Here is a 21,909-nt window from a genome sequence, read left to right as displayed (position 1 = left end):
AGAAGTGCTGCCGAACGCCGTCCCTGATGGGGCGGCTTTTACACGGTCCCAGACTCCGGTCCCCATAACCGCTGCACCCTCACCAGCTTCTTCCCCGCAAACTCCAGCTTATAAATATCCGGCTTGGTCGTCGACATCAGAAAATCGAATCCGTACGACTTATCGTAATAGTTCATAATGATCGCCATGATATTGCCGTGGGTTCCAATTGCTATTTTGCTCCCCGCATATTCCCGCAGCAGTCGCTTAATAATCGGCACGGCGCGTTCCTCGGCTTCATTGTTGCTTTCTCCCCCTTCCAGTTTATAACCTTCGTCTTCAAAAGAACGGCGGATCGCAGCAAGCAACTCATCATCCCCATATTCCCTGTTCAAAAACGCTCTTTCTCTCAGCCCTTCATATAAAATAATCTCTTTCCCAGCCTCTTCCGCTAAAGGCTGCATGGTAGCAATCGCCCGCGCGTAGGGACTGGATACAAAATGTGCAATCTCCTCGTTTTTCAAAATCTCCTTTACTCTTCGCGCATCGGCAGCTCCTTGTTCCGATAACCCGCGGTTTCGTTCCTGTCCGTGAACATACGGAGAAACGGCATGTCTAATCATGTATAGGCTCGTATTCACCCTCTTGAACCCCCTTTAATAATTCGGCTCTTTTTCCAAAGTATTCCGTTTACTACATTCGGCGGTACGGCCTGATTTCCTGCGAATAGCCTGCTTGCCCATTCCTTCGCTTTCGGACTATCTCTTTCACTGTTCAGACACTCACCCTTCCCCCATGAACCGGAAAATCTCCCGCTAATTCTCCCCTAACAGCACCTGCCCATCCGATAAAGCGGAATTTCTCCAGCTAATTTTGGCGTTTTGGCCCAAAGAAGTGAAATTAGAGTAAATAAGACGGAGAAATTCCCGTTAATCTCTCAAAACAGCTGTAAAACAAGAAATAAGGCGGAGCAATTCCCGTTCGTCGGATAACTACATCTTTCGTGCCCCACCATAAGGGCAGCTCCCTCTACCCACTCCTGTCAAAACAGAGGTGAAATGTAAATTGAAAACGATGTGAAATGTAAAACGAAAATTAAATGTGAAAGAATGGATTTACACCTTGAAAAAAAGATGATATCATCCAGGTAAACTAATAGTTTACTTTTAGAACTGGAGGTTTAATACTGTTGGACCGTACAACGCGCAAAGAGACTATCGCAAACTTGCATCAGGAGAACATTCTCCTTGCAGCGGAGAAGCTGTTCGCGGAAAAAGGCTTTGCGGCGACGACGATGGATGATATCGCCAAGAGCGCCGAATACAGCAAACGCACAGTATACATTCAGTTTCCAAGCAAGGAGGAGATTCATGGCCGGATCGTACTGAAAGGATTTATGCAGCTTAAGGAGCATATTCTGCATGATGTGGATGACAAGGCGGACTTTTTTTCCAAATATCAAGCTCTATGCGACAGTCTGATTACGTTCTATGAGTCCTCTCCCTACCTTTACGCCGGCATTGTCGATTTCCAGACCCAACCGCTGGACAGCCGGGATTTGCCGCAGGTGAAGCGGGACATTTTTAATGTAGGGGAAGAAATTAACGACGTACTTGGAGGCATGATCCGTCAGGGAATTGCGGAAGGGGCTGTTAACCCGGACACCCGGATCAAGGAAGCCATTCTGATCTATTGGAGCAGTCTGTCCTCGCTCATTATGGTGGCGCATCGCAAAAGCAGCTATATCTCCGAAACGATGGGCGCAACAACAAATGGGCTGCTGGAATACGGCTGCAATCTGCTGCTGCGTATGATCGCAAAGGAGGTACAAGATGCCGACGAAACGGCTGCTGGCCATTAAAGGCGGTCCCAGGCCGGACGGAATGACGGCGAAGATGCTGCAAATTGCCGTACAGGCGGCTGCAAAAGCGGGCTGGGAAACAGACATCTGCGATTTATATAAGATTGACATATCCGCCTGCAAAGGATGTCCGGATTGCAAGGCAACCGGAGTGTGCCCTCCCAGCGGCGAGCTTGCCGATTTATGGGTAAAGCTGGCTTTCAGCGACCTGGTTATTCTGTCCGCGCCTACGTATTACGCCAATGTGCCGGGCCAGGTCAAGCTCATGTTCGACAGGCTGGCAAGCAAGGCGATGGACCGCAGCGCCGCTGGCATTGCTCCGAGACCGACTCTGTCCAAAAACCAGCAGTACCTGCTGATGACCGCGTGTAATACGCCGTTTCCGTTCAACCGGCTGCTGGGCCAAAGCTCGTCCTGCCTCACCGCTATGAACGAGTTCTTCCGCATATCGGGCATGACCTGCAGAGGCAAGATCGTCTGTCCGGGCGCCAAGAAGCTGACAGAGGTTCCGGCCGGGTTGGCTTCGCGAATTGAAAGCTTTTTCTAATACCGTACAACCATTTCATTCAGGGAGGTTAAACTGTGAAGAAGAAACTGCTGATTGTAGCTGCTCTTATTCTACTCGTGGGGGGCGGCTGGGGGCTTACTTATCTGTATCAGGTCCGCAGCTATCAAGACAAGGTTAAGAATCTCACCATATCCGATATTCCCTTCTCTAGTCTGGCCGATGGCACTTACGTGGGAGAATACGATGTGCGCTTTATCGACGCCAAGGTTCAGGTCAGCGTGCAGAACGGCAAAGTGACCAAGATTGACCTGCTGAAGCATAAGAACGGGCATGGCGCTCCCGCCGAAGTTATTCTTAAAGAAATCGTCGACAAACAGTCGCTGGATGTGGATGCAGTCAGCGGCGCGAGCAATTCCAGCAAGGTCCTGAAAAAAGCGGTGGAGATAGCGCTGGTTCAAGGGGAGAAATAAGCCTTTCAACATTCCTCTAGCCAAGCAGACCTTCCGCTTCCAAAAACAAGAAGCTGCCTTCAGCCTATTAACGGCGGGGCAGCTTCTTTTATCAATAGCAATTCATTTTATCCCTTCTCCTCCAGCTCCCCAATCCTCCGGCGCAGCCGCTTAATCTCCTCCAGCAGCGCCATATTCTCATCGTCACTCTCTGGTGTTTCCACCTGGATAAGCTGCGTCAGCCGCAGCTTCAGCACGCCAAGCTCATCCTCTGCCGCCCGTTCGCGTTCCGTCATTGTATGCTCCCGGTCTTTGGACAGATACTCCGCATGGGTGCCGGGGAACTGTCTCGGGAAGCGCCCGCGCTCCAGCACGACCAGCCGGTTCACGATATTCGACAGCAAATACCTGTCATGCGTTACGAGCAGCAGCGCGCCGGGATAAGACTTCAAGGCTTCCTCAATAACTTCCCTTGTATCAATATCGAGGTAGTTGGTCGGTTCGTCCAGCACCAGCAGATTCGCCCTGCCGAAGTAGAGCCTAAGGAAAGCGACGCGGCATTTCTCGCCAAGGCTTAAGCTGCCGATAAGCTTGAAGGCATCGTCCCGTGTGAATAAAAAGCAGCCTAAAATCGTTCTTGCCTCCGTCACCGTCATTTCCGGGAGCTGAAGCAGACTGTCCAGAATGGTTGAGGACAGATCGAGCTGCTCCAGCTCCTGGGCAAAATATCCAACCGTCGTCTGCGGGTGCAGGGCGACCGTCCCGCCGGTTGGCGCATAGATTCCCGCCAGCAGCTTCAGCAGCGTCGACTTGCCGGACCCGTTCGGCCCGATCACGCCGATCCGGTCGCACCGGCGGACCGAAAGGCTGAAGTCCTTCAGCAGAGGACTCCCTCCCGGGTACGCAAACTCCGCGTGCTCCGTCCTAAGCAAGGTCCCTGCGGCGAATTCCCCGCCCGTAAGCCGCATACTCAGTTTGGCGCTCTCCCGGGGCTCCGCCGTGCGGTCCCGGTTCAGCCGCTCCAGCGCCGCTTCCTTCGCATGCAGCCGGGAGACATTCTTCTTCGATTTCGACCGCAGGAAATCGTTCTGCCCGGCGGCGCGGTGCGCCTGCTGGAACCATTCCGCGTAACGCCGGATGGCTTCCTCCAGCTTCTTCTTTTCCAGCTCCTGTCTTCTGTACCGCGCCTCCAGCTCCCTGGCTTCCACAGCCTTCTGCTCGCGGTACTGCGTGTACCCTCCTGGATATCGCCTGCAGCCGTCTTGCCTCAGCTCCAGCAGGGAGGTCGCCGTGCGGTCGATAAAGCGGCGGTCATGTGAGACGTACAGCACGGTGCCGGAATAGCTGGACACCCACTCCTCCAGCCATCCCATCGTGTCCGCGTCAAGATGGTTGGTCGGCTCATCCAGCAGCAGTAATCGCGGCTGCCGGGCCAGCAGCCGGGCGAGCTGCGCCCGCGTCTTCTGCCCGCCGCTCAAAGACCGGTAAGGCAGATCCCATACCTCCTGCGGAAGATTCAACTGCCGCAGCGCTTTTTCCGCCTTCGCCTCCCAGCCGTATCCGTCCAGCCGAAGATAGTCCTCATAGGCTTCGCCGTATTCGTCCAGCAAGGCCTTCTCCGCTCCGACGCCGCTTTGGAGTCTGCCGCCTAGCCGTTCCAGCCGGACCTTAAGCTGCGCCGTCTCGGCGTTCCCTTCCAGCACCAGCCGGCGGGCGGTCATTCCTTCCCCTGGGTCAAGCTGCTGATCCAGCAGCCCCCATTCCTTGACAGGCAGGCAACGGTATACCGTCCCCGAATCAAAAGCCACAGCGCCCAGCAGCCCCTTCAGCAGCGTCGTCTTGCCCGCTCCGTTGCGTCCGAAAAGCGCCATCCGCTCTCCCTCGGCCAGTTCAAACGATATATTCAGGAACAGGGGATTCCCGTTCCATTCCTTGGATATCTCTTTCACATGCAGTATCGGCATTGTTCATCCCTCCGAATTCATACCAAAAATAAAAACCGCAGCTGCCGCTGCGGTCAAAAATATCGTATGAAAGGAAGATGGATGGCGCGGTTCGCTATAGCCGATGGCAGGCCTGACGCTAAGCGGCGACCAGCCATGAACAGGTTCACTGCCGGGTGGAATGCAGCCATAAGCAGGTTTAAGCACGGCAGATTCCATTTAAGCCCGGGTCGGGTTTACCCGTACAATCATACAGCCGGGCTATCCGCGTCAGGCTGTTCTTTGGCCTTTTTGAACGAAACGTTAACCTCCTTGGATCTTCCCGAAGACATACGTATCCCTGACCGTCCGCCCAATGATGGGCGCACTGCGGCTTGTGCATATCGCTAGTCACAAGTTGGCTGGTCTTATAAGGAAACGTATTAGTTCTTCATCGTAGGGAAGATCCTCCATCAATTGTCCGAATTAGAATTCTATAGCTATTATAGGTCAGCGAAGTCCCGGCTGGCAAGACCGCGTGCTTCCGAAGGAGAGCTTAAAGCTCCAGGTCTTTAAGAACGGCCCGTTTCTCCGCCGCTTCAAAAATCGTCTCGATCAACCGCAGCACACGGTGAACCTCCTCGTTCTTGACCAGAGGCTCGCTCTTGCCCTCGATCACGGAGACAAAGTTATCATAGAAGCTCTGCTTCGTGCTCTGAATCTTCTCGATCGGCAAGCGCAAAGTAGATTCCTCCGAAGGCGGCGCCATCGTCTTGGTAAGCCCTTGCCCTGCCTGGATCGGCTTCGGTTCGACCTTGGCGACATCCGGATTGTTGACAACGATCTCCCCGCTGAGATCCCAATCGCGGATAATGGCGGTTCCTTCCGTACCCTTCACATACCAGCGGGGCAGCTTGATGAAGTTGGTTGTTCCGACCTCGATCACAGCAGTCAGACCGTCTTTGAACCGGATAAAGCTGGTGAATCCGTCATCCACCTCGGTGTCGAGAATCGTGCTTAATTCGGCTGTGACGCTGTCGATCTTGCTTCCGGTGAGCAGCAGGAGCTGATCGAGCAGATGAACGCCCCAATCCAGCAGCATGCCGCCGCCGTACGTCTTGAGCTGGCGCCAGTCGCCGGGAATACCGTTGGCTCCCTGCACGCGGGACTCCAGATGGAACACCTCGCCGATTTTTTTCTTGTCGATCAGGTCCTGGATAATAAGGAAATCCTCGTCCCAGCGCCGGTTCTGGTGCACCATAAAGACGCGGTTCGTTTCTTTTGCCACTTCCAAAATATCACGCAGGTCCGCACTGTTTACGGTCACCGGCTTCTCGCAAACCACATGCTTGCCTGCCGTAAGCGCCCGGATCGCAATATCCTTATGTACATCGTTAGGCGTCGCAATCAACACAACATCTACCGTTTCATCAGATAAAACCGCTTCCAGACTGTCATAAGCTTTAAAACCCTTGGCTGCCCCGAGCTCCATCCGGTAGTCGACCACATCATAAACACCGGTTACCGCCAGCCGCTCGCACGGTTCGATTAACTGCACATGATAGCTGCCCATCCCCCCGAAGCCGACGATGACAAGACTGTACTTGTTCTGTTCCATAGTTTATCCATTCCTTTCCGCGTATGATGCTGCAAGTAGCCGCAGGTTCAATTTTCATTCCCCTACATTCTACACCGTTTTCATTCATACAGGAATAGCGGATGCTGACGGAGTATGTCCCGACCGCAGAGGATTTGAAATTTGCAAATCGGTTCATCGAGTGGAACAACCTGGCTTGGGGAATCCAGCGCGTGGATGCATGCCGGACGAAACAAGGAGAGCTTCTGCTGGTCGAACTTGAAGATTTGAATCCCTATCTCTCCCTGCTGGAATTAACACCGGATATTCGTCAAAAGTTCATTGATCATTTCAAGCACTCGCTGCAAAAAGTGCTTCAGGCCTGATTCTCTATCGCCCAAGGATCGTCATACACGACTTCCGTACCGGCGGCAAAATCGTGAATCGCCCTTTTATCCTTTCGGACAACCACCATCACGATGCTGATCAAAATGGCAATCCCGTAAGTGTAACTATACAGCAGGGAGCACAGCCCATTCCGTATAATCATCGTTCCAATTCCGGGAGAAGTTCCGTCCAACTTTTGAATGCGGATTTTGCATATTCTTTTGCCGATTGTGCGGCCATTCCAGAACACCGGAACCAACACAGTGTAGCCAATAGTCAGGATGTTTTTTACAACATCCCGCTCCGATGCACTCCCTCTCTCTCCTCCCGTTATGAAAAAGTAGATAATCGCTGCCGGAATCGCCAAAATGAGACCGTCCAACAATTGGGCGCCAAGTCTAATCCAAAAGCCTGCGTTCCTTTCGTCCAATCTAAAACTCCTTTCTCAATGCCTAAATAGAATCAATTTTCCGGAAATTATGGTACCACAGAAGCATCCTGATGGCAGTTACATTTTAAAAAATGACAGCAATGGGTTAAATGTTCGTCTTTCGCTTCTTGGATTCGAGTACGCCCCCGTTTGTCACATACCAAAAAAGCCAGCATTTCCAGCTGGATCTCTGAGGGAAGCTCTCTATAGTATGTAATTCTTCACAATCTATATATTTACTTATATGAACTTTCTATTTCTAAAAGATTTCTATTCAAAATACTAACACGTTGATATATTTGCTTAATAATCCCCTTTTTTTCATATTCTTTTATAATCCGATGTAAATGTCTTTCAGTTATTCCAAGATACTGAGCAGTTTCACCAATTTTTAATGATATAGTATTATATTCTATTTCATCAGATAATTGTAAAATATAGTGACAAAACCGGCTCTTAACTGAATATAACATCGCTCTCGAATAATTCATTGAAGATACATATAACTTTTTAGATAAATTTTCACAGAGAAATAGTAAGAATTGATCTCTCATCATTTCTTTATAAAATATTTGCTTTGGTATCGATAGCGTTACTGTAGGTGTAACCGCCATCACACTATGAAGATTTTTACAGTGGCAAAATAATTCAATATCACCTATCAAACTTAATGGGTAAAGATAATCCAGTAAAACTACTCTCCCTTCTTCTGATGATGGAATAATCTTCATTTTACCATCCATACAGATCCTAAAAAATTCAGGTGATTCATCGACAATCGTTACATATTCTCTTGCCTCATAAAAATGAAGCTCAAGGTGCGTTAATACCGATTGTGGAAACATATCTTCAATTTGAAAGTGTTGAAGATATTCTTGTATCAATTTCTTTGATGTTTCTATACGCATTATAGACTCCTTTTCAGTTAATTATTATTCATGCTATAACCAGACAAATGTCCTAATTGCTTTTAATAAAAATTATTATAATGAACTCAAAAACTTATGTACAGCCTTCCTAAAGGAGCTATAACATAACAGAAAAAGGAGAGGTTTTTATGAAATCTGTTATTGATAATGCTAGTTTAGCTGAAATTGGTGCTACAAGAATGCATTGGTTTCGTTCAAATATGCCAATTATTCATTCATTAAATGAACAATTTAAAAAGGAAAAACCTTTCTTGGATAAGACGATTGCAATTTGTATGCATATTGAACCAAAAACAGCGTATTGGATTGAAGGAATATTAGAAGGGGGAGCCAAGCATGTTTATCTAGTAGGTTGTATTGGAACAACTAAACCTGATACTGCTGCATACTTAGCTTCTCTTAAAGGTATCACAGTTTATGGTAAAGAAAGTGATACACTTGATGAACACAAAGCATATTTGGCTCAAGTAATGACACATAAAATTGATCTGTTTTTAGATAATGGCGCTAGTTTAATTTTGGCACATCAGAAAGCACAAACCGACTGGAAACCTCTAGGAGCCAATGAAGAGACACGTACTGGAAGATTGTTAATTGAAAAAGCTAAGTTGCAATCCGACTATCCGATTATTGTTATTGATGATTCTCCTTTAAAGAAACTCTTAGAAAATGCAATTGGCGTCGGTCAATCAGTCGTTGATGGTTTCATGAGAGCTACCAGTTTACTGGTTGGCGGGAAGAAAATTCTGGTTGTTGGCTATGGCTATGTTGGTAGCGGTATTGCTCAAAAGTTTAAAGGTTTAGGTGCTACAACGTTAGTATATGATATTAAACCTGTCTACCGCTTGAAGGCTAAAGTCGATGGGCATCTTGTTGGTGAACTTGAAGATTTAATTCCTCAAGCAGACGTTATTATTACGGTTACAGGTCAATTTGATATTATTACTGAACAACATATTCCTTTATTTAAAGAAGGAGTTATTTTAGCAAACTCTGGTCATTTTGGATTTGAAATTAATGTAGAAAGCTTGCGAAAAGTTGCTGATAAAGTAATTAAAGTAAAAAATGGCATTGAACAATTTATGTTTAAGGAAAGGAATGTATTTTTATTAGAAAATGCTAGTCCTTTAAATTTGTCAGCTGGAGATGGAAATCCAATCGAAATTATGGACCTTGGACTTGGTCTTCAAAGTGCATGTGCATATCGGATAGTTACAGATTCAACTAAATTAACAAATGGTCTTCAAACAGTTCCGCAAGATATAGACGAAAAGATTAGTACAATATCATTAAAATTAACACAGTAATATAAACTATCAGTACCTACACCACCCTAAAAAGGATATATGTTCCAAGAATGTACGTTTTCATTTAATTGTAGTTAATGAGGTCATTTAAAGGTCTTATAACACAAAAAAGTACACCACTAAATTCTAAAGTGATGTACTAATTTTTATATTATGTGCGACATTAAAGACAAGTAACTATTTGGTGTTCCATTATTTCCCGCGTGCTTATCGTCCGTTAGAATTACCGGCGCAAGATACGCTACTTTCTGCTCTTCGATATGACGAACGCGGGATATTCAGCTTTATTCCCCCCTGCCTATAAAATCGTAACAGTGCCGCTCGACCCGGTCCACTTGATTTGAACACCGAACAACAGCGGAACGCTGCTGAGCGGAATCATCAGGGTTCCGCTCTCATTGCACGACGCCAGCATGGCAACCTTCGCCCCGTTCACGGTGGCGTAATCAGCCAGCGGTTTGTGCGACGCCGTGCGGCTGCCCATCCTGATCGTCAGCGCTCCTGTGGAATTGAGTCCCAGCTGTGCGCCGAGCACGGATGCGGTCTCTCTCAGCGGAACATATACGCGGGAATTCTCCAGGATGAAGGGCTGGCTCAGCTTCGTCGTCACGCCATTCACATCTATCGTTCCGGCAAATGTATTCGTCCCCAGAACATAGCCGTTTTTCCGCGCAATGCTCTCCATGTCAAGCGCCGAAGAGGTGATGACCACTGTCGTATTTCTTTTCACCTGCGGAAACAGCCAATGGATGTCGTCGTTATGCATCCGGATGCATCCGGCGCTTACATACTTGCCGATCGAAGACTCCCTGTTATTGCCGTGAATCGCGTAAGTCGTTCCTCTTGTGCCGTACGCATCCAGCCCGAGCCAGCGGTCGCCAAGCGGATTGGCGGGATCGCCGCCGGGAATATGATCTTTGTAATAAGGCCGGTTTTTGATTTTATTGAAAATCTTGAAACGTCCTTCCGGAGTCAAGCTCTTCTCCCTGCCGGTAGCCACCGGGAATACTTTAACCAGCTTACCGCCATCGAAGAAGGCCAGCTTGTTGACCTTTTTGTTAATCACGAGCATTTGGGTGCCAGCCGCATTCGCCTCTCCCGCAAAGATGCCGGTACACAGCAGAACAAGCGCAAGCATCAGACTGAGCGTTGTCCGCCAGCCCCTTCCCCTATGAACCTCTCCCATGTTATTTTTCATTCATGTTCCCCTCCGCCTAAGACTGCTAAATTTGGATCTCTGTATTTTATTAACGGATTCTGGAGGGAAATGTTTCCACCTTTGCGCAAAAAAATTCCGGCCTCCTCACCGGAGACCGGATTGCGTTATATATGCATCAGCCCTTAATAATTCTCAGCATGCGGCCCGTTCCTTTTTGAAACTCATAGGGGACCTGTACTTCCTCGGCCGTGCAGCCGTCCTCTGCGATTTGCGCAAGCAGGTCGTCCATTTTTCCGTACCGTTCACCCGATAGACCGACCAGCGGATAAATGCGCAGCTCGTTTCGGGTCACACGCAACAGCTCACGCAGCGACTTCAGGTGAAAGTCATAATCAAGCCGGTCGCCGTACATGAACAAAAAATGCGCGGACAGCGTCAGATCGAACCGTTCGTCTTCAAACGGCAGTACCGGCAGCACCGCCGGAACATAACGGTCAGGGTAACGCTTAAGGTCGGCGATGCACTCCTCTAGAGCTCGGCTTCTATGGGCCCTTAACTCCGCGACGGAGGAGAAATAGTCCCACTTGAATCCGGCCCGCGCTTTTTCCATTTGGTCCATGGCATGCCGGATATCCTCAAGTCCTTTCTCTTCAAGGGACAGGGGCGGATAATAATAGGCAATATCGGCCGACACTGCCTGCGCTCCAAGGGCATTTGCCCGCGCCGTGAACGCGCATGCGCCGCCCGGACAATCCAGGACGGTCCGTCCTTTCAGTTCCTTTTCGGATAGGCCGAACATCGTCATATACTCCTCGTAGGTTCTTCCGATAAACACAATGCGGCTTAAATCCAGTCTGTTCTCTTCCAGGCTCATTCTCATCTCTTCCTTTCTCAGCTCGTCTCGTCTATAGCGATCTTGCGGCCGCTTCCCCAACTTTACCATATGAGGGCTACAATGGCAGCCGGATTCTTACTAATTCTGCGAAATATTCAGCCCCAACTTTCAAAATATTGTCATTAAAATCATAAGCCGGGTTGTGAAGCGGGATATGGCCCTTTGCATCCGATGCGTCACCGTTTCCAATGAAGACGAAGCAGCCCGGGATATTTTGCAAAAATGCGGAAAAATCCTCTGAAACCATCACCTGCTGCGCGTTGGCGTCGACCTTGGCTTCCCCGGCCACATTCAAAGCCGCCTTCACGGCGACATCCACGCATTCCTTCCAGTTCACCGTCGGCGCAAATTCGTGGGTATATTCAAATTGGCATTCCGCGCCATGCATCGCGCATATCCCCTCGGCTATGGCCCGCATTCGTTCTTCCAGCATTTTTTGCACCTCGGGCGCGTAGCTGCGGGTATCTCCCTTGATCTCCACATGGGTCGGAATCGCATTCCGGATGCCGTCCGTATGGATCTCCGTACAGGAGATTACCGCAGGAACACTCGGGTCCAAATTACGGGACACAATCGTCTGCAGCGCGAGAATAATCTCGGCGGCGATCACCAGAGGGTCTATGCTCATATGCGGCCGGGCGGCATGGGCGCCTTGCCCTGTGATCCGAATGACAAAGTTATCCTCACAGGCCATAATTCCGCCCACACGGGTGGTAATCGTCCCTTCAGGCATGCCGGGCATATTATGCAGCCCGTAAATTTCATCCATCGGAAAGCGCTCCAGCAGCCCATCCCCGATCATCGCCAGCGCACCTTTGCCCGGCTCCTCCGCCGGTTGAAAGACAAACCGGACGGTGCCGTTGAAGTTTCTTTTTTCGGTCAACAATTTCGCCGCGCCCAGCAGGGCGGCCATATGTCCGTCATGACCGCAGGCATGCATTTTACCTTTATTTTGGGAAGCATAGGGGCGCTCCTCTTTCTCTGTAAAGTTAAGCGCGTCCATGTCCGCCCGAATTCCGATAATCCCCGCGCCGGTTCCGCATTTGAGGCTGGCAACGACCCCCGTACCGCCAATGCCGGTATGGACCTCGAGCCCCATCACGGTTAACGCCTGGGCGATATATTCGGACGTCTTGATCTCTTCAAAAGCCGTTTCGGGAATCCTATGGAGATCATGTCTCCATCGGGTGAGCTGTTGTTCGAAGCTTGGATGATCCAAACGCTTCCCCTTCTTTCGCAAAATGTAGAAATGAATATGCCATGTCCGGATTTCATGCCTTACCGGGCAAGGTCCACTATAACGTCAAGCAGCACGTTGGCTCCGGCAACCAGGTCGGCCCCCGGCGTGTACTCCTGCGGGTTATGACTGATGCCGCCGATGCTCGGAACAAAGATCATCGCTGCCGGACATATGCGGGCCATCATCTGGGCGTCATGACCAGCGCCGGATGTTATCCGTCTTGAGGTCAGACCGCGCTGCTTGGCGGCGGCTTCCACCAGCCCGACAATAGCGGCGTCGAAAATGACCGGCTCAAAACGGGCCATACGCTCTGTGGTAATGGTCAACCCTTCGGCAGCGGCAAGTTCAGTGAGGTATTCGGCAAGCGCCGCCTCTTCAGCCTGTAAACTCTGCTCGTCCGGATTGCGCAGGTCAACAGTAAAAGTGGCCCTTGAAGGGATGACATTGATCGCATCAGGCTCAAAGCGGATGCAGCCGACTGTCGCCACGGCAGGCGTCTGCGAACGGATCGCACGGTCGCGCAAAAATGTAATGACACGGGCTGCCGCATGTCCCGCATCTTTGCGCATCGATATCGGAGTCGTACCCGCATGGTTGGCGACACCCTCAATAGTGACCCGCTGCCAGGAAATCCCCTGAAGATTCTCGACCGCGCCGATTGGAATGTCCATACTTTCCAGCACAGGCCCTTGTTCAATGTGAAGCTCCACATAAGCATGAGGCATCATGAAGCCCGGCTCCTCTGTACCTGCATAGCCGATACGAGCCAGTTCCTCGCCAAGTACGCTTCCGTCCGTTCCCACGGAGGCCAAGGCCTCCGTGGCCCGCAGCCCGCCCGCATACACAAGCGAACCCATCATATCGGGGGCATAGCGCACGCCTTCCTCGTTCGTGAATGCCGTGACTGCGATAGGACGGGAAGGGGTGAATCCGGCCTCCCGCAGCGTCCGAATGACCTCAAGACCGGCAAGAACACCATAACAGCCGTCGTACACGCCTGCATTGATGACGGTATCAATATGCGAGCCAATCAGGACCGGCGCTTGATAATCTTGGCCTGGAACACGCCAGATGCCAAAGATGTTGCCGATGCGGTCAACCGCCGCCTCCAGGCCGGCCTCTTTAATCCATGCGATCAGCGCGTCACGGCCACGCTTGTCGTTATCCGAAGCCGCCAATCTGGTCAACTGGCCGCCTGGGTCACGACCGATTTGCCCAAGCTGCTGAATATGTCCCAGCAATTGGTCGGCATGTATAGATAAGTTCAAACTGCTGAATGTCATTGTTCATTCCCCTCTTTCACTTAACTGTGCTTCGGCCATTCCCTGTTAAAAAGAAGGATGCTTGCCGCCCCATACGATATCCCTGTACCCCTCCGGGTCCGTATCACCTTCTGTGCTTATGATGAGCACTCTCGATTCCTCGTTCAATTGCAGCCGCTGGGCTACTTCCTGCAAAGATTGCTTCTCCCGAATCAGGCTCAGAACGCCCAATCCCACGGCGCCGGATTCGCCGGAAACGACCCGGGGGTCGCCGGGCAAAGGATTGCCGAGCATTCGCATGGCTTTGGCCGACACCGCATCCGGACAGGAAATATACATATCGGCATAATCCCTTAAAATCTCCCAGGCGACCGTGCTGGGCTCCCCGCAGGCGAGTCCCGCCATAATCGTCCGCAGATCGCCGGTCACGGCATGGGGCTCCCCGTCATTTTTCACCGCGGATTTATAGAAGCACGCCGCTTCACTCGGCTCCACGATAATCGTTACCGGACGTTCCTCCCCGAATTCCGCCACAAAATAGCCCAGCACGCTTGCTGCGAAGGAGCCGACACCCGCCTGAAGAAATACGTGGGTCGGACAGCCCTTGCCTTCTCCCTGCATCTGCTCCATCGCCTCATGAATGAGCGTGCAGTAGCCCTGCATAATCCAGACCGGGATGTCTTCATAGCCCTCCCACGCACTGTCCTGGACCAGAACTCCGTGATGATCGGCAGCGTACCGGGCGGCCATTTTTACCGTATCATCATAATTCAGCTCTGTAATGGAGGCTTCCGCCCCTTCATTTCTTATGTTTTGCAACCTTGCCGCTGAAGAGCCCTTGGGCATGAACACCACCGATTTCTGTCCCAGCCGGTTGGCCGCCCAGGCGATCCCTCTGCCGTGGTTTCCGTCTGTTGCCGTAACAAATGTAAGCTCTCCCAGCCGCTCTTTGATCTCCCTGGATTGCAGCTTGCCGAAATCAAGCTCCGAGATATCCAGCTTCAGCCGCTCCGCCAAGTACTTGCCGACAGCATAGGAGCCACCCAGCACTTTAAAAGCGTTAAGTCCAAACCGGTGCGATTCGTCCTTGATCCAGATACCGCCAACGTTAAGCTTACGCGATAAAGCGTTCAGGCTGTGAAGGGGCGTCGGCTCATATTCGGCAAAACTTCGGTGGAAATTTCTCACTTTGGCTGCCCGTTCACGGTCAATGAACCGCACCGGCGTTTTACTGACATTTCCATCGCGTACCCGTTCGTTGGTTATATACCGAAAATCCGCTATATCCATCCTAGAGACTCCTCTCATTCATAGCATCTTGAAGTAATATATCACATATTACATTTCATTTATTTTGCTGTCAATCGGGTTTTCCCTGTCGAAACAAGCTTGATTTGATCGTTATAAATTGCACATGATATATTACATACAAAAGTATGGAGGAGGCTCCCGTTTGCTGCCAAAATCTACAACCCAAGTCAAACGCACATCGATTCGCGAGCAGGTGTATCTGCGGATACAGGAATGGATTATCAGCGGAGAATTAAAGCCTGGCGACAAGCTGAAGGATCAGCAATTGGCGGACGCGCTGGGAACAAGCCGCACCCCTATCCGCGAAGCTTTATTGCGATTGGAAGAAGAAGGAATGGTGCAGACCAAAGCTAATAGCTGGACACAGGTGGCTCCCGTGGATATTCAGCAGGCGCACCGTCTGTATCCGATGATCTGGACACTGGAGAAGCTTGCCGTTTCTTTTGCCCAAGCGAATATTAAGCCGGAGCATATCCGGCAGCTGGGGGCAATCAATGAAGAACTGGAGCGAGCTCTTGAGCAGGAAAATGCGCTGGATGCCCAGCAATGCGACGCCCGGTTTCATCAGGTTATCATCGATTTGTCGGCCAATGAAGAGCTTATCGGCGTGCTGGACGGACTTAAGAAAAAGCTCCGGCGGTATGAGGTCGCTTATTTTAACGGCTTTTCGGGAGCGGAGCAATCAGTGGAAGAACATAAAGCAATCATCGCCGCGCTAATAGACGGGAACTTTGCCGCTGCCGCCGAAAACATTGAAATCAATTGGAAAAACAGCTTCCGGCGCCGCTTCGCCGCATTGGAAACAAACGGGTTCGCAAATGTTCTTCTGGAAGATGAATGAATAATTTACATGAAGCCAAAGCATAATAATTTTCGGTTATCAATCCACTCCACAAGGAGGATACAACATTGAATACGAACATTACCAATCAAATCAACCAAGGTGAGCAGCTTGTTCAACGGCTAATCAGCGAAACACAGCAATCCAGCCAAATGTATCAACAACTTCTGCAGCAAGAAGAACAAAACGCAAGACAGCTGGAGGAACTGGCAAACCGCGAGCGTAGAGCGGCTCAAACGATTCAGAGCGTTCTGCAAGGCCACCAAACAGCCATTCAGCAATTGCAGCAAATCTCCCAAGTATTCCGTCAAGTGGAGCAGCAATCGGCTCAAATCGGCACATTTGGCTCGGCATACAACCAACCTGGGTTCCAAAACCCTGCGACCCGCTCTTTCGGTTCTCCGATCGGAGGATCTTCCATCGGGTCTGCGCCTATCGGGTCATCTTCCTTTGGCACTGGCATTCAAGCACCGGGACAATTCTCCGCCAACCAAAACCGGAACTTCCAGTAATAGATTCGCAGCCGGCCTAAAGGCCCGGCATCTAACAGGGACCAGCCTCTCGGCCATAAGGCCGGGGCGGTCCCTGTTTTTTTCACATATCAGCTTATGCCGAATGGCTGCGCCTGCTGCAGCCCTTTCAATTGGGATTGGTAAGCTTCTTCATCCCCCGGTATAATGGGTAGCGTATACAATCATTTCCGAGTAGACCGACTGGCGGGAGAGGAGACAGCGCTAATGACAACAGGGATTCGTATAGAACAAGTCGGCGCAATAGACGAAGGATTGGAACGGGAACTGGCGGGGCTGCTGACCGTGGTGGTGGAGGACAGAGCATCCGTCGGTTTTTTGCCGCCGCTTGCGGAAGCGGAAGCCGCCCAGTATTGGCGGGGCGTGCCCGGCGAGGGCGTTATATTATGGGTTGCTTGGGATGAAGGCAGAATTGCCGGAAGTGTGCAGCTCCATCTTGCCCTGAAGCCGAACGGACTGCACCGCGCGGAAATCGCCAAGCTGATGGTTCATCCGCAGCGCCGCCGCCGGGGCATTGCCCGCCTATTGATGGAAACGGCCGAAGCGTACATGGAAGCGGAAGACCGAACGCTGCTTGTACTTGATACCCGCGCAGGCGATCCGTCCAATCTGCTGTATCAATCGCTCGGTTACGTGGAAGCCGGCAGAATTCCGGATTATGCCCGGTCGGCGGATGGGGAACTGCATGAGACGATGTTTTATTACAAGAAGCTCTGAATGGGCGATTACCATGCAGCACCAAGGCATATTACCGCTGTCTTGAGGCTGTAACACCGATTGCTTTAATTTTGAAACATGTTACAATCTGAGGTACAATTACTGTTGATTAGCAACTATATTAAGGAAGGTGATCTCATGTCCATTCAGCAACTCCACTCCGCCGATGAGCTGGAGCAGTATATTGCAAAGCCCGGAAAGAAGCTGCTGTTCAAGCACAGCACGACCTGCCCGATCAGCGCGAAAGCGTACGAAGAGTTCCAGTCCTATCTGAAAGACAATGATACCGACGCCGCCGTCGTACTCGTAATCGAGGACCGTCCGGTGTCCAACAAAATCGCCGAAGATTTCGGCATTAAGCATGAATCTCCGCAAATCTTCCTGCTTGAGGATGGCGAAGTGCGCTGGAATACTTCCCACTGGAAAATTACGCAATCGAGCATTAAAGAGGCTGTAAGCCAATGAGTGCCCAAGTGATCGTCTACTCCACCGAGGGCTGCGGCGATTGCAGCCGGGTGAAACAAATGCTTCAGAGCGAGGGCGTCTCGTTCGAGGTCAGAGATATTATGACAAGCGAGGCTTATCAGCAGGAAGTGGAACATCTCGGCTTCATGGGCATTCCGGTTACCGTAGCGGGCGGCAGAGCGGTCAAAGGCTTTAACCAGGGCGAATTGAAGGAACTGATTGCTGCGGCGGGGTTAAAGAACTAAATCTAAAGGAAAGAGCCTAAGGTCCGCTAAAACAGCAGACTTAGGCTCCTTTTCGTTTAATGAGGTATCGTTCCCTATTTTGAACAATCCCAAATGGACTTCAAGCCGTATACGCGCAAAGCGATGATTTCAATGCTTCCTTCTTGGACATACAGCTCCAGCTCCTGATGCTCCGGGTCCGGAAAAACCTGGTCCGTCAGCGCAACATATCCATCACCCGCGAACACTTCAACAGAGGAATGGTCGGCAAAGATCCGAAGCTTGATGACATCGCCGGAGGGCTTCAGGTCCGCTCCGTGCTCGCAGGAGAAATCGGGATGAAAGTCCGATGTGCCGGCATTTCTGCGGTCAATGAACAGATAGCTGCGGCTCGCATCATAACCGATGACCGTTCCCTGCCCGGCGGAGCCATGAATCCGAAAGCCGAACACGGGGGCGCCCGCAAGCTTGATTTCGGCTTCAATTTCCAGCGAAGATCCATGAATATCTTGCAAAATATTGCCGTCCCCCGCATTGATCACCGTAGGTTCAATCCGAAATTCGTTTTCTCTGAGCGCCTCAAGCTCCTTCACCGGCGTCTGGCGCAGCCGAACGCCGTCTTCGCTCAGCGCAAGCCCAAGCTCCCTTGGCAGCGTCATCGCACCTCTCCACGTTTCCGTCGGCAGCAGATTAGCGTACTTCCAGTTGTTCATCCAGCCGATTAGCAGCCTTCTCCCATCCTGCGGGGGAACGTCAGACCAGGTTACCCCGGCATAATTGTCCCTGCCGTGATCCAGCCACAGCACGGTTTCCGGCGGGTTGTCGTTTGCAAAGGAGACACCGTCATATTCCCCTACAAAATACTGGGTCCGCGAGCCTTCCGCCAGTTCATCATTTGGTCCGATGCTGACGATCAGCACCCATTTGGATTCGCCGCTACGCCCGTCAATCGGGAGTCTGAATAGATCAGGACATTCCCAGACCCCGTCATGCGAGCCTTCCGACGCGCCGAATTCGCTGCCGAAGGACCAATGAATCAGATCGGGCGAATGATAGAACAAAATGCGCTGCCCAGCGGCGAGCACCATCGCCCACCGCTCCCGTTCACCGTCCCAGAACACTTTCGGATCGCGGTAATCCACGTGCCGCTCATCCTCCAGAACCGGATTGCCTTCGTACACTGTCCAGGTTCTTCCCTTGTCCGTGCTGTAAGCGAGGCTCTGACTCTGGCGCGGCACCCCGCTTGGAGTCTGCGTATCATGATGGGTAAATATCGCCACCAGACCGGAGCCTCCATTAAAAAAGCCTGTGGTATCATGCCAGTCCACAACCGCGCTTCCCGAGAAGATTGCCCCGTTATGATCGGGCCAAAGCGCAATGGGAAGCTCTTCCCAGTAGACCAGGTCTTTGCTTACCGCATGACCCCAATGCATGGGGCCCCACACCGCGCTGTGGGGATGATGCTGATAGAACAGGTGATACTCTCCCTCATACCATACCAGTCCGTTGGGATCATTCAGCCAATTCGCCTTCGGCGAATAATGAAATTGCGGGCGGAACGTTTCACTGTATGATTTTGTAGACACTCCTGCATCTCCTTTTTCTCTGTATTAATGGGTTGGATAAGCCGGGCCCATCTCCCATACGTCCATATCGATTTGCTCCGCCGGGCCGTCGGCCCACAGCAGTAGGCCAAGCGCATCCAGCCGCGACGGATAAGCTCTGGTCGTCAGGCTCTTCAGCCCGTTAGCGTAACATTCAATCAGCGAGCGGTCGACAAAAATATGCAGCCGTAAGGTTTCCTCGCCAATCGGAAGCTCGCCTCCTTGAATCCCCCGCGTCCGCTCTCTCTCATCGAGCGTCGTCTTGGAACGATCAACCTCAAGCCGCTGCTCCAGACGGTTAAACCGGATGACTGTCTCCTCCGCGCCATCCGGCGTACGGCGAAGGGAAATGCCGACCTGTTCAGCCTGACATGAATTAAAGCGCAGTATAATTTCCAGCATGTCTCCACTAACCCCGGCCAGTTGCCGGTTGATGTCCTCCAGACTGCTCCCGGCCACAGATAACAGCCGTCTTCCCCGGAGCAGCGCGGTTTCCTCCACCGGTTCTACGCCAAGCCGCCCGTCGGCCCGCAGAAACAAGGATACCGGCATTCCCGCCCCGTGCGCCCAGCCGCAATCATAATCGATTTCCGGCGTCCGTTCGCCTTGGGCAATCGTAAACAGGAGCGAGCGTCCGGTCCGGGGATCAACCATGCCGCTTGGTCCCGTGAAATGAAAATCACCGACGTCAATCAATCCCGGCTCCGCATGATCCGGATGAAATCTGCAGGTTTCAGGGTCCCAAGCTCCAATCCAGTAGTTGACCTCAACCTTCGCGCCTTCTCCCCAGGGACTGATGAGCAGGACATACTTGCCCGAGCCGGCCCCTTCTTTTCCTTCAAGCGGGAGCGGGAGCAAGACCGGAAGCTCCCAGGCTTTCCCGAGATATGGATATTTGCCATAGTCGCTAATATATAATGGACCCCGGTACTCCCAGTCCAGCATATCGGAAGACGTATACACCAGAGCCGTCCCGCCCTCCTCCTGCCCGCCTGCTCCCGTTCCGACAAGCATATAATAGATTCCGTCTTCTTTCCAGACAAAAGGATCGCGGAATTCTCCGAACAACCCCGTCCCCCGCTCCTGTCTAATAATTGGGGCGGGATGCTTTATCCAGCTTACCAAATCGTTGTCGCCATCTTCGGAAAATGCGCTTCTGGCAAGACCGATCGACTGATTGGGAGTCTCCCCGTTATTTCCAATGGTATAGAACAGCACCGGCAGACCATCATGATCATAGGAGGCGCTTCCCGACCAGATGCCGTCTGGGTCAAGCCCGGGCTCCGGGCTAAGTGCGGCCTCTAAATCCCGCCAATGTACGAGATCCGGGCTAACCGCATGCCCCCAGTGAATATAATGGTAGAACGGGCCTTGGGGATTCTGCTGGTAGAACAAGTGATACTGGCCCCCAAAATAAAGCGGCGCGTGAGGCTCATTCATCCAGTGTCCCGGCGGATTCATATGATACTGCGGCCGGTGGCGGTCGGAGGCGAAATAGTGCCTGGGAATTTGCATAGCCTTCCGGTCGATAGACGGGATAACGCCGCCATGATCAAGGAGATCCTGCTCATACCGCTGCTGAATTTCGGCTTCCGTTAGCGCCCGGTCATAAATCGCCAACTCGTCCATCCAGCCGTCAAAGTTATTCATAGTGAAAGCTTCCGCCAAAATCACTCCGTCATTGTTGCGCCCGATGAGCAGGTCGGCGCTGCTGGGCGTGATCTTCAAGGGTTGACCGGCAGTGGTCTCCGCTATTTTCCGCCCGTTGAGATACAGCGATACCCGCCCTTCGCTCCCCGCGAATACGGCGCTCACAAAAGACCACCTGTGCAAAGGAAGCGGCTCGGAAGACCATGTCTCCAGCCATTCGCCGCCCGCTCCCGCCTGGAACGACCAGGCTCCATGCCTGAACAGGCCCAGAATATAGCCTTCCTTCCTCTCCCGGTTATGCTGGTTCACAATAGCTGAAAGCCGGTTCTCCGCCCCGTAATCATACGTCCTTGGAGCAACCCACACCGTTATGGTGAGATTTTCCGAAGGCTGAGAGGCGGCTTGAGAGGCGGGGCGGCGGATGAACGTGGAGTAACCGTCAAAAGACAAGGCTTTCCCCTTTACCCCCGCAGCCCAGACCGGATCTTTCGGAGCCTGGTAACGTCCTTTGCTGAGTGCGAATTGTATCGTATCGATTTTGCCGGATACGGAGTCTGTCGATTGATTTCCACGGCCTTCGTCAAAAGTCCAGTACGTAATCGGCTCGTTCAACATGTTCTCTCCATTCTTTCCGCGTTATTAGGAGGAGACAAGCCAGAGCGT

General features: G+C 51.6%; 22 protein-coding genes. 10 read left to right on the top strand and 12 right to left on the bottom strand.

Annotated elements, in window-relative coordinates; all coding sequences use genetic code 11:
- Window positions 1–38: 38 nt before the first annotated feature.
- Window positions 39–620 (bottom strand): histidine phosphatase family protein, encoded by a 582-nt coding sequence (locus VK70_RS02575; RefSeq protein WP_046722759.1) that lies wholly within the window; start codon window positions 618–620, stop codon window positions 39–41.
- A gap of 548 nt (window positions 621–1,168) precedes the next feature.
- Between VK70_RS02575 and VK70_RS02570 the strand changes: the two genes are divergently transcribed.
- From VK70_RS02570 to VK70_RS02560, 3 genes are read left to right on the top strand one after another with little or no spacing between them, the layout of a single operon-like run.
- Window positions 1,169–1,840 (top strand): TetR/AcrR family transcriptional regulator, encoded by a 672-nt coding sequence (locus VK70_RS02570; protein ID WP_025700136.1) that lies wholly within the window; start codon window positions 1,169–1,171, stop codon window positions 1,838–1,840.
- Window positions 1,812–2,387: a flavodoxin family protein gene (locus VK70_RS02565; protein WP_025700137.1), complete on the top strand. Its 576-nt coding sequence runs from the start codon at window positions 1,812–1,814 to the stop codon at window positions 2,385–2,387. Before VK70_RS02570 ends, VK70_RS02565 begins: the two co-directional genes overlap by 29 nt.
- Window positions 2,388–2,422: 35 nt before the next feature.
- Window positions 2,423–2,818, top strand: a complete 396-nt coding sequence (locus VK70_RS02560; protein ID WP_025693304.1) for an FMN-binding protein — start codon at window positions 2,423–2,425, stop codon at window positions 2,816–2,818.
- A gap of 107 nt (window positions 2,819–2,925) precedes the next feature.
- On the opposite strand, the gene abc-f is transcribed toward VK70_RS02560, so the two are convergent.
- Together abc-f and VK70_RS02550 are read right to left on the bottom strand one after the other, a co-directional pair.
- Window positions 2,926–4,761 (bottom strand): ribosomal protection-like ABC-F family protein, encoded by a 1,836-nt coding sequence (abc-f, locus tag VK70_RS02555; protein ID WP_046722755.1) that lies wholly within the window; start codon window positions 4,759–4,761, stop codon window positions 2,926–2,928.
- Window positions 4,762–5,275: 514 nt separating this feature from the next.
- A complete protein-coding gene (locus VK70_RS02550) occupies window positions 5,276–6,337 on the bottom strand; it encodes a Gfo/Idh/MocA family protein (protein ID WP_046722754.1) in 1,062 nt (353 codons plus the stop codon).
- Window positions 6,338–6,438: 101 nt separating this feature from the next.
- On the opposite strand from VK70_RS02550, the gene VK70_RS02545 reads away from it, so the two are divergent.
- The gene (locus VK70_RS02545; RefSeq protein ID WP_025699064.1) at window positions 6,439–6,681 is read left to right on the top strand and encodes a hypothetical protein; all 243 of its coding nucleotides are present in this window, start codon (window positions 6,439–6,441) and stop codon (window positions 6,679–6,681) included.
- On the opposite strand, the gene VK70_RS02540 is transcribed toward VK70_RS02545, so the two are convergent.
- Window positions 6,672–7,112, bottom strand: a complete 441-nt coding sequence (locus tag VK70_RS02540; protein WP_025699066.1) for an RDD family protein — start codon at window positions 7,110–7,112, stop codon at window positions 6,672–6,674. The genes VK70_RS02545 and VK70_RS02540 overlap by 10 nt on opposite strands.
- Before the next feature lie 236 nt (window positions 7,113–7,348).
- Complete coding sequence (locus VK70_RS02535) at window positions 7,349–8,020, bottom strand: Crp/Fnr family transcriptional regulator (protein WP_025699067.1); 672 nt, start codon at window positions 8,018–8,020, stop codon at window positions 7,349–7,351.
- A 149-nt stretch (window positions 8,021–8,169) separates the two neighbouring features.
- On the opposite strand from VK70_RS02535, the gene VK70_RS02530 reads away from it, so the two are divergent.
- A complete protein-coding gene (locus tag VK70_RS02530; RefSeq protein ID WP_025699068.1) occupies window positions 8,170–9,348 on the top strand; it encodes an adenosylhomocysteinase in 1,179 nt (392 codons plus the stop codon).
- 298 nt (window positions 9,349–9,646) lie between these two features.
- On the opposite strand, the gene VK70_RS02525 is transcribed toward VK70_RS02530, so the two are convergent.
- The 5 genes from VK70_RS02525 to dpaL form a co-directional block, all read right to left on the bottom strand.
- On the bottom strand, window positions 9,647–10,546 hold the full coding sequence (locus tag VK70_RS02525) for a L,D-transpeptidase family protein (protein WP_025699070.1): 900 nt from the start codon (window positions 10,544–10,546) through the stop codon (window positions 9,647–9,649).
- A 136-nt stretch (window positions 10,547–10,682) separates the two neighbouring features.
- On the bottom strand, window positions 10,683–11,381 hold the full coding sequence (locus tag VK70_RS02520; RefSeq protein WP_025699071.1) for an SAM-dependent methyltransferase: 699 nt from the start codon (window positions 11,379–11,381) through the stop codon (window positions 10,683–10,685).
- A 76-nt stretch (window positions 11,382–11,457) separates the two neighbouring features.
- A complete protein-coding gene (locus VK70_RS02515; RefSeq protein ID WP_025699072.1) occupies window positions 11,458–12,621 on the bottom strand; it encodes a M20 aminoacylase family protein in 1,164 nt (387 codons plus the stop codon).
- A 59-nt stretch (window positions 12,622–12,680) separates the two neighbouring features.
- Window positions 12,681–13,925 carry a Zn-dependent hydrolase gene (locus VK70_RS02510; protein ID WP_025699074.1) on the bottom strand — a complete coding sequence of 415 codons (1,245 nt, stop codon included), beginning with the start codon at window positions 13,923–13,925 and terminating at the stop codon, window positions 12,681–12,683.
- Window positions 13,926–13,970: 45 nt separating this feature from the next.
- A complete protein-coding gene (gene dpaL, locus VK70_RS02505) occupies window positions 13,971–15,194 on the bottom strand; it encodes a diaminopropionate ammonia-lyase (RefSeq protein WP_025699075.1) in 1,224 nt (407 codons plus the stop codon).
- Window positions 15,195–15,357: 163 nt separating this feature from the next.
- Here dpaL and VK70_RS02500 point away from each other — a divergent pair, with 163 nt between their 5' ends.
- The 5 genes from VK70_RS02500 to VK70_RS02480 all read left to right on the top strand — a co-directional run bounded on the left by VK70_RS02500 (window position 15,358) and on the right by VK70_RS02480 (window position 18,013).
- Window positions 15,358–16,056, top strand: a complete 699-nt coding sequence (locus VK70_RS02500) for a GntR family transcriptional regulator (protein WP_158454043.1) — start codon at window positions 15,358–15,360, stop codon at window positions 16,054–16,056.
- Window positions 16,057–16,124: 68 nt separating this feature from the next.
- The gene (locus VK70_RS02495) at window positions 16,125–16,568 is read left to right on the top strand and encodes a hypothetical protein (RefSeq protein WP_025699079.1); all 444 of its coding nucleotides are present in this window, start codon (window positions 16,125–16,127) and stop codon (window positions 16,566–16,568) included.
- Between the two features lie 225 nt (window positions 16,569–16,793).
- Window positions 16,794–17,303 (top strand): GNAT family N-acetyltransferase, encoded by a 510-nt coding sequence (locus tag VK70_RS02490; protein ID WP_025699080.1) that lies wholly within the window; start codon window positions 16,794–16,796, stop codon window positions 17,301–17,303.
- Between the two features lie 138 nt (window positions 17,304–17,441).
- Complete coding sequence (ytxJ, locus tag VK70_RS02485; protein ID WP_025699083.1) at window positions 17,442–17,768, top strand: bacillithiol system redox-active protein YtxJ; 327 nt, start codon at window positions 17,442–17,444, stop codon at window positions 17,766–17,768.
- Complete coding sequence (locus VK70_RS02480; RefSeq protein ID WP_025699085.1) at window positions 17,765–18,013, top strand: glutaredoxin family protein; 249 nt, start codon at window positions 17,765–17,767, stop codon at window positions 18,011–18,013. The genes ytxJ and VK70_RS02480 overlap by 4 nt, the downstream gene beginning before the upstream one ends.
- A 74-nt stretch (window positions 18,014–18,087) precedes the next feature.
- On the opposite strand, the gene VK70_RS02475 is transcribed toward VK70_RS02480, so the two are convergent.
- Both VK70_RS02475 and VK70_RS02470 read right to left on the bottom strand, forming a co-directional pair.
- Entirely contained in the window at window positions 18,088–19,578 is a 1,491-nt protein-coding gene (locus tag VK70_RS02475; protein WP_025699087.1) for a glycoside hydrolase family 32 protein, read from the bottom strand.
- A 24-nt stretch (window positions 19,579–19,602) separates the two neighbouring features.
- On the bottom strand, window positions 19,603–21,861 hold the full coding sequence (locus VK70_RS02470) for a LamG-like jellyroll fold domain-containing protein (protein ID WP_025699089.1): 2,259 nt from the start codon (window positions 21,859–21,861) through the stop codon (window positions 19,603–19,605).
- Window positions 21,862–21,909: the final 48 nt, after the last annotated feature.

Origin of the sequence: Paenibacillus durus ATCC 35681, assembly GCF_000993825.1 — a bacterium.
In the GTDB taxonomy this organism is placed as follows: domain Bacteria; phylum Bacillota; class Bacilli; order Paenibacillales; family Paenibacillaceae; genus Paenibacillus_AQ; species Paenibacillus_AQ durus_B.
The sequence above is the reverse complement of the archived record's forward strand: the minus strand, read 5'-3'. Positions and strand labels throughout refer to the sequence as shown.

Excerpts from the sequence above, each read along its gene's own strand:
- VK70_RS02490 (WP_025699080.1), top strand. The coding sequence starts at position 16,794 with ATGACAACAGGGATTCGTATAGAACAAGTCGGCGCAATAGACGAAGGA.
- VK70_RS02525 (WP_025699070.1), bottom strand. The coding sequence starts at position 10,546 with ATGAAAAATAACATGGGAGAGGTTCATAGGGGAAGGGGCTGGCGGACA.
- ytxJ (WP_025699083.1), top strand. The coding sequence starts at position 17,442 with ATGTCCATTCAGCAACTCCACTCCGCCGATGAGCTGGAGCAGTATATT.
- VK70_RS02470 (WP_025699089.1), bottom strand. The coding sequence starts at position 21,861 with ATGTTGAACGAGCCGATTACGTACTGGACTTTTGACGAAGGCCGTGGA.
- VK70_RS02520 (WP_025699071.1), bottom strand. The coding sequence starts at position 11,381 with ATGAGCCTGGAAGAGAACAGACTGGATTTAAGCCGCATTGTGTTTATC.
- VK70_RS02530 (WP_025699068.1), top strand. The coding sequence starts at position 8,170 with ATGAAATCTGTTATTGATAATGCTAGTTTAGCTGAAATTGGTGCTACA.
- dpaL (WP_025699075.1), bottom strand. The coding sequence starts at position 15,194 with ATGGATATAGCGGATTTTCGGTATATAACCAACGAACGGGTACGCGAT.
- VK70_RS02535 (WP_025699067.1), bottom strand. The coding sequence starts at position 8,020 with ATGCGTATAGAAACATCAAAGAAATTGATACAAGAATATCTTCAACAC.
- VK70_RS02550 (WP_046722754.1), bottom strand. The coding sequence starts at position 6,337 with ATGGAACAGAACAAGTACAGTCTTGTCATCGTCGGCTTCGGGGGGATG.
- VK70_RS02545 (WP_025699064.1), top strand. The coding sequence starts at position 6,439 with ATGCTGACGGAGTATGTCCCGACCGCAGAGGATTTGAAATTTGCAAAT.
- VK70_RS02480 (WP_025699085.1), top strand. The coding sequence starts at position 17,765 with ATGAGTGCCCAAGTGATCGTCTACTCCACCGAGGGCTGCGGCGATTGC.
- abc-f (WP_046722755.1), bottom strand. The coding sequence starts at position 4,761 with ATGCCGATACTGCATGTGAAAGAGATATCCAAGGAATGGAACGGGAAT.
- VK70_RS02510 (WP_025699074.1), bottom strand. The coding sequence starts at position 13,925 with ATGACATTCAGCAGTTTGAACTTATCTATACATGCCGACCAATTGCTG.
- VK70_RS02565 (WP_025700137.1), top strand. The coding sequence starts at position 1,812 with ATGCCGACGAAACGGCTGCTGGCCATTAAAGGCGGTCCCAGGCCGGAC.